We start from the raw sequence: 15288 nt of genomic DNA, 5'->3' as shown, positions 1-15288 counted from the left end.
ATCGCGTACGGTGCCAAACAAAAGACCCTATGATGTCGCAGACTAATTCCTGCGCGCCGTAGCGTGCAAATCCGACGGACCAGAAGCGTTGATGGCAAGCTCGTATCCTGCGATCCGCGTGCTCTCTTGGCGGCTGGGCAACTTTCGGTGTGCAAGCACCATTTGAACTCATAACCTTAAGGTTGCCGGTTCAAACCCAGCTCCCGCAACCGACGGCGCAGAACTAGTCGGCCCCGCTCTGGCGTCGATCTTTCGACTCGATCTTGGCGCTGGCCGAGCCGCTTGCCTGTTCACGTCCGCGACCTACAGGCCAATGCTCTCAATGGCTCAGGCATCGTGCCGGATGTCGTCAGATGCGCGGCCAGCCGCCGTGCGATACCAGTTTAGATATCGGTTTCGCCGTGCATTTTCACGGCTGCCTTCTCGCAAATGAAGCGCAACAGCCTTTCATATTTGCAGGGTCGCGCTCTGACGCGTGTATCCACAAGACATAAATTTCTAAGAATCGAAGCGTGTCAGATCTTGTCTATTCGTTTCCAGTGGTACAATGTCCGATCGCGACTTATAGTGGTGCTGGGGCAATGGACGCGGGGCAGAGGGATACGGGGCTTGACTGCCTGACATTGCTGCTGCGTTTCCATCAGGTGGCCATCGATCCGGCCCAGATCGCGCACCAATTCGCGGGAGAGCCGATCGGCGTGGCGGAGATGCTTCGCTGCGCCAGGCAGTTGAAGCTCAAGGCGCGTGCGGTCAGGCAGAATTGGGATGGCCTCGCCAAGTTGTCGCTGCCGGCCATTGTCGTGCGTCCCGATGGCTCGTTCGTCATCCTCGGGCAGGTCACGGCCGAGGCGGCGCTGATACAGGATCCCCTGGTGAACCGGCCGCAGAGCATCAAGCGCGCCGAGTTCGAGGGCAACTGGACGGGGACAGTGGTGCTGATGGCGCGCCGCGCCTCGCTGACGGATCTCGCGCGGCGCTTCGACATCACCTGGTTCCTGCAGGCGATGCAGAAATATCGCCGGCTGCTGGGCGAGGTGCTGCTGGCCTCGTTCTTCCTGCAGATGTTCGGTCTGGTGACGCCGCTGTTCTTCCAGGTCGTCACCGACAAGGTGCTGACGCATCGCGGTTACACCACGCTCGACGTGCTGGTGTTCGGCCTCGTCACCGTCGCCATCTTCGAGACAGTGCTCGGGGGCTTGCGCACCTACGTGTTCTCCCACACCACCAACCGAATCGACGTCGAGCTCGGCGCGCGGCTGTTCCGGCATTTGGTGGCGTTGCCGATCGCCTATTTCGAGGCGCGGCGCGCCGGCGATTCGGTGGCGCGGGTGCGCGAGCTCGAGAACATCCGCAACTTCATCACCAGCTCGGCGCTGACGCTGGTGATCGATCTCGCCTTCACCTTCGTCTTCTTAGGCGTGATGTTCTACTACTCGCCGTTCCTCTCCTGGATCGTGGTCGGCTCGTTCCCGTTCTATATTGCGCTGTCGGCCGGTGTCACGCCGCTGTTCCGCAAGCGTCTCGACGTCAAGTTCAACCGCGGCGCCGAGAACCAGGCCTTCCTGGTCGAGACCGTCACGGCGATCCAGACCCTGAAGGCGATGGCGATCGAGCCGCAGATGCAGCGGCGCTGGGAGGAGCAGCTCGCCGGTTACGTCGGCGCCAGCTTCGACGTGCTGTCGCTCGGCAACTGGGCGAGCCAGTCGGTGCAGTTCATCAGCAAGATCGTCACCGCGCTGACGCTGTATTTCGGCGCGTATCTGGTGATCGAAGGCAATCTGAGTGTCGGCGAGCTCATCGCCTTCAACATGCTGGCCGGCCGCGTGGCGCAGCCGGTGCTGCGGCTGGCGCAGCTGTGGCAGGATTTCCACCAGGCGCGGCTGTCGGTGGCCCGCCTCGGCGACATCCTCAACACCACGCCGGAGCCGGCCTTCAACCCCGGCCGCGCGGCGCTGCCGCCGGTGCGCGGCGAGGTGGTGTTCGACCACGTCCATTTCCGCTACCGCGTCGATGGTCCGCTCGCGCTGCACGATGTCAGCCTGAAGGTGCCGGTCGGGCAGGTGGTCGGCATCGTTGGTCCCTCAGGCTCCGGCAAGTCGACCCTGACCAAGCTGATCCAGCGGCTCTACGTGCCCGAAGCCGGCCGCATCCTGATCGATGGCGCCGATCTGACGGTTGCCGACGTCACCTGGCTGCGGCGGCAGATCGGCGCCGTGCTGCAGGAAAACGTGCTGTTCAACCGCTCGATCCGCGACAACATCGCGCTCGGCGATCCCGGTATGGCGATGGAGCGGGTGATCCAGGCGGCCGAGCTCGCCGGCGCCCATGAGTTCATCCTGGGCCTGCCCGACGGCTATGACACCATGGTCGGCGAGCGCGGCGCCAGCCTCTCCGGCGGCCAGCGCCAGCGCATCGCAATTGCGCGTGCGCTCGTCACCAATCCGCGCATTCTGATCTTCGACGAGGCCACCTCGGCGCTCGACTATGAGAGCGAAAACATCGTTCAGCGCAACATGCGCAAGATCTGCGCCGGGCGGACCGTGTTCATCATTGCGCACCGGCTGTCGGCGGTGCGCAATGCCGACCGCATCATCACCATCGAGAATGGCCGCCTCGTCGAAGACGGCACCCATGACGAGCTGATCAAGCGCGCCGGCCGCTATGCGACCCTGCACCAGATCCAGGCGGGGCTCCATGTCGTCGGCTGAGGCGCACAAGCAGGACAATGCGCCGATCTCGCTGGCTGCGCACCGCAAGCGCCGCAATGATGCCCGCGAATTTCTGCCCGCAGCGCTGGAGATCGTCGAGACGCCGGCCTCGCCTGCGGGCCGCGCGATCGCCGGCAGCATCATGCTGTTCTTCGCGATCGCGATCGGCTGGTCGGTCATCGGCCATGTCGACATCATCGCCTCGGCGCAGGGCAAGATCGTGCCGACCGGTCGCACTAAGACGATCCAGCCGCTGGAAGCGGGCGTCGTCGCGGCGATCCATGTCCAGGACGGCGACAAGGTGCGGGCCGGCGACGTGCTGGTCGAGCTCGACCGAACCGTGACCGAGGCCGAACGCCGCCGCGTCGCCCAAGGCCTGATGCAGTCGCGGCTCGATGTCGCCCGGCTCAGCGTGCTCAGGGATAGCTTTGCCGATCTCGCCGCGCTGCGGCCGCTCAACGTGCCCGAAGGCGCCGCCCCCACTGATGTCGCGCGCACCCGCGCCGCGCTGCAGGCCCAGGCCGCCGAGCAGCTGTCGAAGCTTGCCTCAAATCAGCAGCAGATCGCGCAGAAGCGCGCCGAGGCGCAGTCGGTGGAGGCCGCGATCGCCAAGATCGACGCGATCTTGCCGCTCCTGCAAGAGACCGCCGAGATTCGCCTCCACGCCAAGGAGATCCAGTACGGCAACCAGATCGCCTTCATCGACGCACAGTCGCGCCTGATCGACCAGCAGAGCGAGCGCGTTGTTCAGACCCGGCGCCTGGTCGAGATCGAGGCCGCGCGGCTGGCGCTGGAGCAGCAGCTCGCGCAGACCCGCTCTGGATTCGAGCGCCAGGTGCTGTCGGATCTCGCCGATGCCGAGAAGAAGGCCGAGGAGCTCACCCAGGACCTCGTCAAGGCCGAGCGCAAGATCGCCGAGCAGGTGCTGCGCGCCCCGATCGACGGCACCGTGCAGCAGCTCGCGCTGCATACCGTCGGCGGCGTCGTCACGTCGGCGCAACAACTGATGGTTATCGTGCCCGCTGGTAGCCAGCTCGAGACCGAGGTCATGATCTCCAACCGCGACATCGGCTTCGTCAATATTGGCCAGCCCGCTGAGATCAAGATCGACACCTTCAACTTCACCCGCTACGGCCTCGTCCACGGCAAGGTGATCAGCGTCTCGCAAGACTCCATCGTCCGCGAGAAGCCGGCGGACAAACAGAACGGTGGCAAGACCGCCGGTGCTCTGGCCGAGACCAGCGAGCCCGCCGGGCAGGAGTTCATCTACTCGGCGCGGGTGTCACTGGATGAAAAGCAGATGCAAATCGAGGACAAGATGGTCGCTCTGGCGCCCGGCATGGCCGTGACGGTGGAGATCAAGACGGGAACAAGAAGGATCATCGAATACGTGATGTCGCCGCTACTGCGGTACAAGCAGGAGAGTTTGAGGGAGCGATGATGCCTTTGTTTCAAGAAATAGACCTGTTCGAATGCGCTGCGGCACAGGCTTCTGTTGCGTAGCCGATTGTAACTGAGAGGAAGGCTGCTGCCCGCCGATAAGGTTTATAAGAAGGCTAGTGAGGATGATGGCGCGGCTGAGTTCAGGGCAGTATCGCTATATGTTAAATCGCGCGCTCGGAAGGTTTAGTTGTCTTGTCCTAGTTCGGGCTTGTTACGAATGAAAATTCTTGGTCGGTCCGTGTGTCGGCAGGTCGTTCGAATTGCGAATACGAATGTCGGCCCGGCTCTAACAAATCCGAAGATAAATCTCTGACGCGGCCGAAGTGATAACAAAAGGCATGTAGGGGCAAAGACATCATGGCGAACACTCCTCCCACGGTAACCATCACCAGTGCTGCATTAGCCACCAACAACGCCACCCAGACCATCACCGGGACGGTCACGGCCGGCAGCGGTGCAATCGTGGGACAGACGGTCACGCTGACGGACAACGGCACGACGCTCGGAACGGCCATCGTTCAGGCCGACGGCAGCTTCTCGGTTGGCGTTGTGCTGCCGAACCAGGGAGCGAACTCGATCGTCGCGACGGTGAGCGACAGCTATGGCAACACCGGCACCAGCGCGGCGGTGGTCGACACGCTCGGCAATGTCGTCAGCGTGGCGCCGACGATCATCGGAACGACAGCGGGCCAGACGACCACGTCGGAAGCCGCGGTCCATCCGTTCAGTGGTGTGACGATTGACGATGCCAATGTCGGGGCGACCGATACGCTGACTATCACGCTGAGCGGAGCGGGAGGAACGCTGTCGGGCGCAGGCCTGAGCGGCTCGGGCAACACCTACACGCTGTCGGGGAGCGCCGCGACGATCACCAGCCAGCTGCAGGCGCTGACCTTTACGCCTGCGGCGGGGTCGCCCAACAGCAGCCAGACCACCACGTTCACCCTGTCGGACGTCAGCAGCGCCTACACCAACGTTGTTTATGCCAGCACGGCAACGGCGGTGGCCACGTTCAACGGCACCACCAATGGTAACGCGCTCTACGGCAACCTGATCGCAGACTCGGCCGGCAACCTGTTCGGCACCACCCAGTCCGGAGGGGCCAACAACGCCGGCACGGTGTTCGAGATCGTCAAGAACGGCAGCGGCTATAACAGCACGCCGGTGACGTTGGTGTCGTTCAACGGCACCAACGGCTCGAGCCTGCAGAACAGTCTGCTGATGGATGCTGCGGGTAATCTGTTCGGCACCACCGAGACGGGTGGAGCTTATGGCAAGGGCACGATCTTCGAGATCGTCAAGAACGGCAGCAGCTACAGCAGCACGCCGGTGGTGTTGGCCTCGTTCGACGGCACGAACGGGAACCGTCCTCCGGACAACCTGATCATGGATGCGTCGGGCAACCTGTTCGGCATGACGTACTCTGGCGGAGCCAATGGCGGCGGGACGGTGTTCGAGCTCGTCAAGACTGGCAGCACCTATAGCTCCACCCCGACCACATTGGTCTCGTTGGACAGCACTAGCGGGATCAATCCCGCTGGCAGTCTGTCGGTGGACGCCGCAGGCAATCTGTATGGGACGACGACGCATGGCGGGGCCAACAACGTCGGCACGGTGTTCGAGATCGCGAAGACGGCGAACGGCTACAGCAGCACGCCGACGGTGCTGGTCTCGTTCAACGGCACCAACGGGGCATCGCCGGGGAGTGGCAGCATCATCTTTGATGCGGCCGGCAATCTGTTCGGCACCACCCAGTCCGGAGGGGCCAACAATGCCGGCGCGGTGTTCGAGATCGCGAAGACGGCGAACGGCTACAGCAGCACGCCGACGGTGTTGGTCTCGTTCAACGGCACCAACGGTTCCACCCCCTATGGCAACCTGATCATGGATGCCCATGGTGATCTGCTGGGCACGACCTGGCACGGCGGAGCCAACGGGTACGGCGTGATCTACGAGGTGGTCAAGACATCGACGGGCTACAGCAGCACTCCGGTGGTGCTGACGTCGTTCAACGGCACCAATGCCAACGGATCCACCGGCGCGCTGCTGATGGATGGGGCAGGGAACCTGTTCGGAACGAGCCCCGGCAACACGGTGTTTGAACTCCCTGTCGCGTCTGCGACGGCGGTGCCCACCGTCAACAGCACCACAACGGTGATCAACACCGATCCGGCCATCGCGCCGACGGTAACGATCACCAGCGCGGCCGAGGCGAGCAACGTTGCGGCCCAGACCATCACCGGGACGGTCACGGCCGGCAGCGGTGCAATCGTGGGACAGACGGTCACGCTGACGGACAACGGCACGACGCTCGGAACGGCCATCGTTCAGGCCGACGGCAGCTTCTCGGTTGGCGTTGTGCTGCCGAACCAGGGGGCGAACTCGATCGTCGCGACGGTGAGCGACAGCTATGGCAACACCGGCACCAGCGCGGCGGTGGTCGACACGCTCGACAATATCGCCCCGACGGTGACGATCACCAGTGCGGCCGAGGCGAGCAACGTTGCGGCCCAGACCATCACGGGGACCGTGAGCTTGGACGGTGCGTCGGCGGTGGTCGGTCAGACGGTCACCGTGACGGACAACGGCACGACGCTCGGAACGGCCATCGTTCAGGCCGACGGCAGCTTCTCGGTTGGCGTTGTGCTGCCGAACCAGGGGGCGAACTCGATCGTCGCGACGGTGAGCGACAGCTATGGCAACACCGGCACCAGCGCGGCGGTGGTCGACACGCTCGACAATATCGCCCCGACGGTGACGATCACCAGTGCGGCCGAGGCGAGCAACGTTGCGGCCCAGACCATCACGGGGACCGTGAGCTTGGACGGTGCGTCGGCGGTGGTCGGTCAGACGGTCACCGTGACGGACAACGGCACGACGCTCGGAACGGCCATCGTTCAGGCCGACGGCAGCTTCTCGGTTGGCGTTGTGCTGCCGAACCAGGGAGCGAACTCGATCGTCGCGACGGTGAGCGACAGCTATGGCAACACCGGCACCAGCGCGGCGGTGGTCGACACGCTCGGCAATGTCGTCAGCGTGGCGCCGACGATCATCGGAACGACAGCGGGCCAGACGACCACGTCGGAAGCCGCGGTCCATCCGTTCAGTGGTGTGACGATTGACGATGCCAATGTCGGGGCGACCGATACGCTGACTATCACGCTGAGCGGAGCGGGAGGAACGCTGTCGGGCGCAGGCCTGAGCGGCTCGGGCAACACCTACACGCTGTCGGGGAGCGCCGCGACGATCACCAGCCAGCTGCAGGCGCTGACCTTTACGCCTGCGGCGGGGTCGCCCAACAGCAGCCAGACCACCACGTTCACCCTGTCGGACGTCAGCAGCGCCTACACCAACGTTGTTTATGCCAGCACGGCAACGGCGGTGGCCACGTTCAACGGCACCACCAATGGTAACGCGCTCTACGGCAACCTGATCGCAGACTCGGCCGGCAACCTGTTCGGCACCACCCAGTCCGGAGGGGCCAACAACGCCGGCACGGTGTTCGAGATCGTCAAGAACGGCAGCGGCTATAACAGCACGCCGGTGACGTTGGTGTCGTTCAACGGCACCAACGGCTCGAGCCTGCAGAACAGTCTGCTGATGGATGCTGCGGGTAATCTGTTCGGCACCACCGAGACGGGTGGAGCTTATGGCAAGGGCACGATCTTCGAGATCGTCAAGAACGGCAGCAGCTACAGCAGCACGCCGGTGGTGTTGGCCTCGTTCGACGGCACGAACGGGAACCGTCCTCCGGACAACCTGATCATGGATGCGTCGGGCAACCTGTTCGGCATGACGTACTCTGGCGGAGCCAATGGCGGCGGGACGGTGTTCGAGCTCGTCAAGACTGGCAGCACCTATAGCTCCACCCCGACCACATTGGTCTCGTTGGACAGCACTAGCGGGATCAATCCCGCTGGCAGTCTGTCGGTGGACGCCGCAGGCAATCTGTATGGGACGACGACGCATGGCGGGGCCAACAACGTCGGCACGGTGTTCGAGATCGCGAAGACGGCGAACGGCTACAGCAGCACGCCGACGGTGCTGGTCTCGTTCAACGGCACCAACGGGGCATCGCCGGGGAGTGGCAGCATCATCTTTGATGCGGCCGGCAATCTGTTCGGCACCACCCAGTCCGGAGGGGCCAACAATGCCGGCGCGGTGTTCGAGATCGCGAAGACGGCGAACGGCTACAGCAGCACGCCGACGGTGTTGGTCTCGTTCAACGGCACCAACGGTTCCACCCCCTATGGCAACCTGATCATGGATGCCCATGGTGATCTGCTGGGCACGACCTGGCACGGCGGAGCCAACGGGTACGGCGTGATCTACGAGGTGGTCAAGACATCGACGGGCTACAGCAGCACTCCGGTGGTGCTGACGTCGTTCAACGGCACCAATGCCAACGGATCCACCGGCGCGCTGCTGATGGATGGGGCAGGGAACCTGTTCGGAACGAGCCCCGGCAACACGGTGTTTGAACTCCCTGTCGCGTCTGCGACGGCGGTGCCCACCGTCAACAGCACCACAACGGTGATCAACACCGATCCGGCCATCGCGCCGACGGTAACGATCACCAGCGCGGCCGAGGCGAGCAACGTTGCGGCCCAGACCATCACCGGGACGGTCACGGCCGGCAGCGGTGCAATCGTGGGACAGACGGTCACGCTGACGGACAACGGCACGACGCTCGGAACGGCCATCGTTCAGGCCGACGGCAGCTTCTCGGTTGGCGTTGTGCTGCCGAACCAGGGGGCGAACTCGATCGTCGCGACGGTGAGCGACAGCTATGGCAACACCGGCACCAGCGCGGCGGTGGTCGACACGCTCGACAATATCGCCCCGACGGTGACGATCACCAGTGCGGCCGAGGCGAGCAACGTTGCGGCCCAGACCATCACGGGGACCGTGAGCTTGGACGGTGCGTCGGCGGTGGTCGGTCAGACGGTCACCGTGACGGACAACGGCACGACGCTCGGAACGGCCATCGTTCAGGCCGACGGCAGCTTCTCGGTTGGCGTTGTGCTGCCGAACCAGGGGGCGAACTCGATCGTCGCGACGGTGAGCGACAGCTATGGCAACACCGGCACCAGCGCGGCGGTGGTCGACACGCTCGACAATATCGCCCCGACGGTGACGATCACCAGTGCGGCCGAGGCGAGCAACGTTGCGGCCCAGACCATCACGGGGACCGTGAGCTTGGACGGTGCGTCGGCGGTGGTCGGTCAGACGGTCACCGTGACGGACAACGGCACGACGCTCGGAACGGCCATCGTTCAGGCCGACGGCAGCTTCTCGGTTGGCGTTGTGCTGCCGAACCAGGGAGCGAACTCGATCGTCGCGACGGTGAGCGACAGCTATGGCAACACCGGCACCAGCGCGGCGGTGGTCGACACGCTCGGCAATGTCGTCAGCGTGGCGCCGACGATCATCGGAACGACAGCGGGCCAGACGACCACGTCGGAAGCCGCGGTCCATCCGTTCAGTGGTGTGACGATTGACGATGCCAATGTCGGGGCGACCGATACGCTGACTATCACGCTGAGCGGAGCGGGAGGAACGCTGTCGGGCGCAGGCCTGAGCGGCTCGGGCAACACCTACACGCTGTCGGGGAGCGCCGCGACGATCACCAGCCAGCTGCAGGCGCTGACCTTTACGCCTGCGGCGGGGTCGCCCAACAGCAGCCAGACCACCACGTTCACCCTGTCGGACGTCAGCAGCGCCTACACCAACGTTGTTTATGCCAGCACGGCAACGGCGGTGGCCACGTTCAACGGCACCACCAATGGTAACGCGCTCTACGGCAACCTGATCGCAGACTCGGCCGGCAACCTGTTCGGCACCACCCAGTCCGGAGGGGCCAACAACGCCGGCACGGTGTTCGAGATCGTCAAGAACGGCAGCGGCTATAACAGCACGCCGGTGACGTTGGTGTCGTTCAACGGCACCAACGGCTCGAGCCTGCAGAACAGTCTGCTGATGGATGCTGCGGGTAATCTGTTCGGCACCACCGAGACGGGTGGAGCTTATGGCAAGGGCACGATCTTCGAGATCGTCAAGAACGGCAGCAGCTACAGCAGCACGCCGGTGGTGTTGGCCTCGTTCGACGGCACGAACGGGAACCGTCCTCCGGACAACCTGATCATGGATGCGTCGGGCAACCTGTTCGGCATGACGTACTCTGGCGGAGCCAATGGCGGCGGGACGGTGTTCGAGCTCGTCAAGACTGGCAGCACCTATAGCTCCACCCCGACCACATTGGTCTCGTTGGACAGCACTAGCGGGATCAATCCCGCTGGCAGTCTGTCGGTGGACGCCGCAGGCAATCTGTATGGGACGACGACGCATGGCGGGGCCAACAACGTCGGCACGGTGTTCGAGATCGCGAAGACGGCGAACGGCTACAGCAGCACGCCGACGGTGCTGGTCTCGTTCAACGGCACCAACGGGGCATCGCCGGGGAGTGGCAGCATCATCTTTGATGCGGCCGGCAATCTGTTCGGCACCACCCAGTCCGGAGGGGCCAACAATGCCGGCGCGGTGTTCGAGATCGCGAAGACGGCGAACGGCTACAGCAGCACGCCGACGGTGTTGGTCTCGTTCAACGGCACCAACGGTTCCACCCCCTATGGCAACCTGATCATGGATGCCCATGGTGATCTGCTGGGCACGACCTGGCACGGCGGAGCCAACGGGTACGGCGTGATCTACGAGGTGGTCAAGACATCGACGGGCTACAGCAGCACTCCGGTGGTGCTGACGTCGTTCAACGGCACCAATGCCAACGGATCCACCGGCGCGCTGCTGATGGATGGGGCAGGGAACCTGTTCGGAACGAGCCCCGGCAACACGGTGTTTGAACTCCCTGTCGCGTCTGCGACGGCGGTGCCCACCGTCAACAGCACCACAACGGTGATCAACACCGATCCGGCCATCGCGCCGACGGTAACGATCACCAGCGCGGCCGAGGCGAGCAACGTTGCGGCCCAGACCATCACCGGGACGGTCACGGCCGGCAGCGGTGCAATCGTGGGACAGACGGTCACGCTGACGGACAACGGCACGACGCTCGGAACGGCCATCGTTCAGGCCGACGGCAGCTTCTCGGTTGGCGTTGTGCTGCCGAACCAGGGGGCGAACTCGATCGTCGCGACGGTGAGCGACAGCTATGGCAACACCGGCACCAGCGCGGCGGTGGTCGACACGCTCGACAATATCGCCCCGACGGTGACGATCACCAGTGCGGCCGAGGCGAGCAACGTTGCGGCCCAGACCATCACGGGGACCGTGAGCTTGGACGGTGCGTCGGCGGTGGTCGGTCAGACGGTCACCGTGACGGACAACGGCACGACGCTCGGAACGGCCATCGTTCAGGCCGACGGCAGCTTCTCGGTTGGCGTTGTGCTGCCGAACCAGGGAGCGAACTCGATCGTCGCGACGGTGAGCGACAGCTATGGCAACACCGGCACCAGCGCGGCGGTGGTCGACACGCTCGGCAATGTCGTCAGCGTGGCGCCGACGATCATCGGAACGACAGCGGGCCAGACGACCACGTCGGAAGCCGCGGTCCATCCGTTCAGTGGTGTGACGATTGACGATGCCAATGTCGGGGCGACCGATACGCTGACTATCACGCTGAGCGGAGCGGGAGGAACGCTGTCGGGCGCAGGCCTGAGCGGCTCGGGCAACACCTACACGCTGTCGGGGAGCGCCGCGACGATCACCAGCCAGCTGCAGGCGCTGACCTTTACGCCTGCGGCGGGGTCGCCCAACAGCAGCCAGACCACCACGTTCACCCTGTCGGACGTCAGCAGCGCCTACACCAACGTTGTTTATGCCAGCACGGCAACGGCGGTGGCCACGTTCAACGGCACCACCAATGGTAACGCGCTCTACGGCAACCTGATCGCAGACTCGGCCGGCAACCTGTTCGGCACCACCCAGTCCGGAGGGGCCAACAACGCCGGCACGGTGTTCGAGATCGTCAAGAACGGCAGCGGCTATAACAGCACGCCGGTGACGTTGGTGTCGTTCAACGGCACCAACGGCTCGAGCCTGCAGAACAGTCTGCTGATGGATGCTGCGGGTAATCTGTTCGGCACCACCGAGACGGGTGGAGCTTATGGCAAGGGCACGATCTTCGAGATCGTCAAGAACGGCAGCAGCTACAGCAGCACGCCGGTGGTGTTGGCCTCGTTCGACGGCACGAACGGGAACCGTCCTCCGGACAACCTGATCATGGATGCGTCGGGCAACCTGTTCGGCATGACGTACTCTGGCGGAGCCAATGGCGGCGGGACGGTGTTCGAGCTCGTCAAGACTGGCAGCACCTATAGCTCCACCCCGACCACATTGGTCTCGTTGGACAGCACTAGCGGGATCAATCCCGCTGGCAGTCTGTCGGTGGACGCCGCAGGCAATCTGTATGGGACGACGACGCATGGCGGGGCCAACAACGTCGGCACGGTGTTCGAGATCGCGAAGACGGCGAACGGCTACAGCAGCACGCCGACGGTGCTGGTCTCGTTCAACGGCACCAACGGGGCATCGCCGGGGAGTGGCAGCATCATCTTTGATGCGGCCGGCAATCTGTTCGGCACCACCCAGTCCGGAGGGGCCAACAATGCCGGCGCGGTGTTCGAGATCGCGAAGACGGCGAACGGCTACAGCAGCACGCCGACGGTGTTGGTCTCGTTCAACGGCACCAACGGTTCCACCCCCTATGGCAACCTGATCATGGATGCCCATGGTGATCTGCTGGGCACGACCTGGCACGGCGGAGCCAACGGGTACGGCGTGATCTACGAGGTGGTCAAGACATCGACGGGCTACAGCAGCACTCCGGTGGTGCTGACGTCGTTCAACGGCACCAATGCCAACGGATCCACCGGCGCGCTGCTGATGGATGGGGCAGGGAACCTGTTCGGAACGAGCCCCGGCAACACGGTGTTTGAACTCCCTGTCGCGTCTGCGACGGCGGTGCCCACCGTCAACAGCACCACAACGGTGATCAACACCGATCCGGCCATCGCGCCGACGGTAACGATCACCAGCGCGGCCGAGGCGAGCAACGTTGCGGCCCAGACCATCACCGGGACGGTCACGGCCGGCAGCGGTGCAATCGTGGGACAGACGGTCACGCTGACGGACAACGGCACGACGCTCGGAACGGCCATCGTTCAGGCCGACGGCAGCTTCTCGGCTACTGTGACGCTGCCGAACCAGGGGGCGAACTCGATCGTCGCGACCGTGACCGACAGCTTGGGCAGCACCGGCACCAGCGCGGCGGTGGTCGACACGCTCGACAATATCGCCCCGACGGTGACGATCACCAGTGCGCCGGAACCGGGTAATGCCGGGGCACAGACGATCTCGGGCTTGGTCGCGTCAGGAGGCACTGCAACCGTAACTGGCCAGACGGTCACGCTGACGGATAATGGAATCTCGTTGGGTACGGCGATCGTTCAGTCAAACGGGAGTTTTTCGACGTCAGTAACGTTGCCTGGACAGGCCAACAACGCGATTATGGCAAGCGTAACCGACAGTTACGGAAATACGAACAATACCTACCTCGTAACGACGGGCAGCGGTCAGATAGAAATCAACGCCCAGCAAGGCACGGGTACGACTAACAATCTCGATTTCACGGGCAGCGTCACCGATCAGAATCTGTGGTTCCTGCAGTCAGGCAATAATCTGCAGATCGATATTCTAGGAACAAGCACAAGCGCGACCATTGACAACTGGTTCTCAAGCAGCAGTCCCGATCAGCTTCAGGAAATTGAAGCGGGCGGATTGAAGATCGACAGCCAACTATCTCAGCTCGTACAGGCGATGGCGACCTATTCGTCCAATAACCCCGGATACGATCCCGCATCCTCAGGAACTAGCATGCCGAACGATAGCAACCTCCAATCAGCAATCGCTGCGGCGTGGCACTCCTAGAGGTACGAAAAAGGGACGATGAACTTGCGGACGACATTCTATCGGTCAAGGCGGCGTTCAAGGCCGCCTTCGATCAACGGTTGGTCACCGAAACGTTGGCCGGAATCGAGCCTTCGCTTTGCAAGCGATGCTGTCGATTCGGTTGTATCGTGAGGGAGAATGGGTTCGATGGCCTACCAGCGGATCAGTTGGCGGGTGGCATTGCTTTTACGGCTGTGAGATTGTGACAAGGTGCGTGATCTTGATATTTTCGTTCATTGGCATCGTCGCTGCGCTACATCAGGATGGCCGCGTTTGCCAGCCGCCGTGATTTCTTGAAGCTGAGCTTCCCGGGATGGACGAACTTCCATACCGAACGGTAGTCTATCTTGTCCGCTTGAGAAGCCTGTTTGACGTTAGGAAGGCGGGCGTCAGCGTGCCAAAGGGCGACCAGAATTGAGGCCAGCCAAGTCCTCAGCCCTGTGAGGATGCGACGGAGGGGCGATTGGATCGAGCTTGCCCGGAACAGATCACCGTCCTCCGTCACCTCCTCTTTCTTTGGCCTCTCTAATCGGATCGGACTCTGCGATTCGAGGAGCTCTCTAACTGCGGACTGCAGGCTTCCGAGCCTCAACCGTGCCAAGCCTGCAATCCAAAATGCATCAACGTTAGGAAAATAGACTCCTGATCAGCCACCTATCGTTCTTCGTGGGCGATTACTTCCAACATCGCTTTGATGCGTCACCTTTTCATCGCCTCAAGGTGTAAAGCTCAATGCTGCGGGTGCTCCAGCTGCTGGCGCAATTGCTCAAGTTGCTTTTCCAATTTAGCTTCCGCAGCGGCCAAAGCCTCAGGGTCATTGATAATGGTCTCGACATGGTTCTGCGTTCGTTGCGCGATACGCTCCCATATCTGGCTGACACGATCAAACGGCGGGTCAATGCGCCTCAGCATCATCTCGGATCGGCAATCGTCAATGTCCTGCGACGAGAACTCGTGCGAGCCGCTAGCCCAGAGGTTCATCATAAGCACCCAGAGATCAGCCAAGTCGGTCGCGGGTAAAAGTTAGAACCTCCTCCCGCGGGCGGAATAATCCAGGACCTTTTCGAGGCTTTCGTGCTTCAGCAGAGCTTCAATTTCGTCTTTTCGGTCAAGCGCCATGTGGTCCCTCGGAGGGTAGATCCGCGAATTACTGCCAAATTACTTCATGAAT

At 63.1% G+C, this 15288-nt stretch carries 4 protein-coding genes; 3 read left to right on the top strand and 1 reads right to left on the bottom strand.

The window, feature by feature from the left end:
* Nucleotides 1-581: 581 nt before the first annotated feature.
* From QX041_RS12195 to QX041_RS12185, 3 genes are all read left to right on the top strand, one after another.
* On the top strand, nt 582-2708 hold the full coding sequence (locus tag QX041_RS12195) for a type I secretion system permease/ATPase (RefSeq protein ID WP_316165487.1): 2127 nt from the start codon (nt 582-584) through the stop codon (nt 2706-2708).
* Nucleotides 2695-4149 carry an HlyD family type I secretion periplasmic adaptor subunit gene (locus tag QX041_RS12190; RefSeq protein ID WP_316165486.1) on the top strand — a complete coding sequence of 485 codons (1455 nt, stop codon included), beginning with the start codon at nt 2695-2697 and terminating at the stop codon, nt 4147-4149. The genes QX041_RS12195 and QX041_RS12190 overlap by 14 nt, the downstream gene beginning before the upstream one ends.
* A 359-nt stretch (nt 4150-4508) precedes the next feature.
* On the top strand, nt 4509-14096 hold the full coding sequence (locus QX041_RS12185) for a choice-of-anchor tandem repeat GloVer-containing protein (RefSeq protein ID WP_316165485.1): 9588 nt from the start codon (nt 4509-4511) through the stop codon (nt 14094-14096).
* A 750-nt stretch (nt 14097-14846) separates the two neighbouring features.
* On the opposite strand, the gene QX041_RS12180 is transcribed toward QX041_RS12185, so the two are convergent.
* A complete protein-coding gene (locus tag QX041_RS12180; protein WP_316165484.1) occupies nt 14847-15098 on the bottom strand; it encodes a hypothetical protein in 252 nt (83 codons plus the stop codon).
* Between the last annotated feature and the right edge of the window lie 190 nt (nt 15099-15288).

This window comes from Bradyrhizobium sp. SZCCHNRI2009 (genome assembly GCF_032485115.1).
GTDB lineage: Bacteria > Pseudomonadota > Alphaproteobacteria > Rhizobiales > Xanthobacteraceae > Bradyrhizobium.
Note: the sequence above shows the minus strand (reverse complement) of the source record. Positions and strands in the feature narration are given on the sequence as shown.

Coding starts and splice junctions, on each gene's coding strand:
- QX041_RS12190 (WP_316165486.1), top strand. CDS start 2,695: ATGTCGTCGGCTGAGGCGCACAAGCAGGACAATGCGCCGATCTCGCTG.
- QX041_RS12185 (WP_316165485.1), top strand. CDS start 4,509: ATGGCGAACACTCCTCCCACGGTAACCATCACCAGTGCTGCATTAGCC.
- QX041_RS12195 (WP_316165487.1), top strand. CDS start 582: ATGGACGCGGGGCAGAGGGATACGGGGCTTGACTGCCTGACATTGCTG.
- QX041_RS12180 (WP_316165484.1), bottom strand. CDS start 15,098: ATGAACCTCTGGGCTAGCGGCTCGCACGAGTTCTCGTCGCAGGACATT.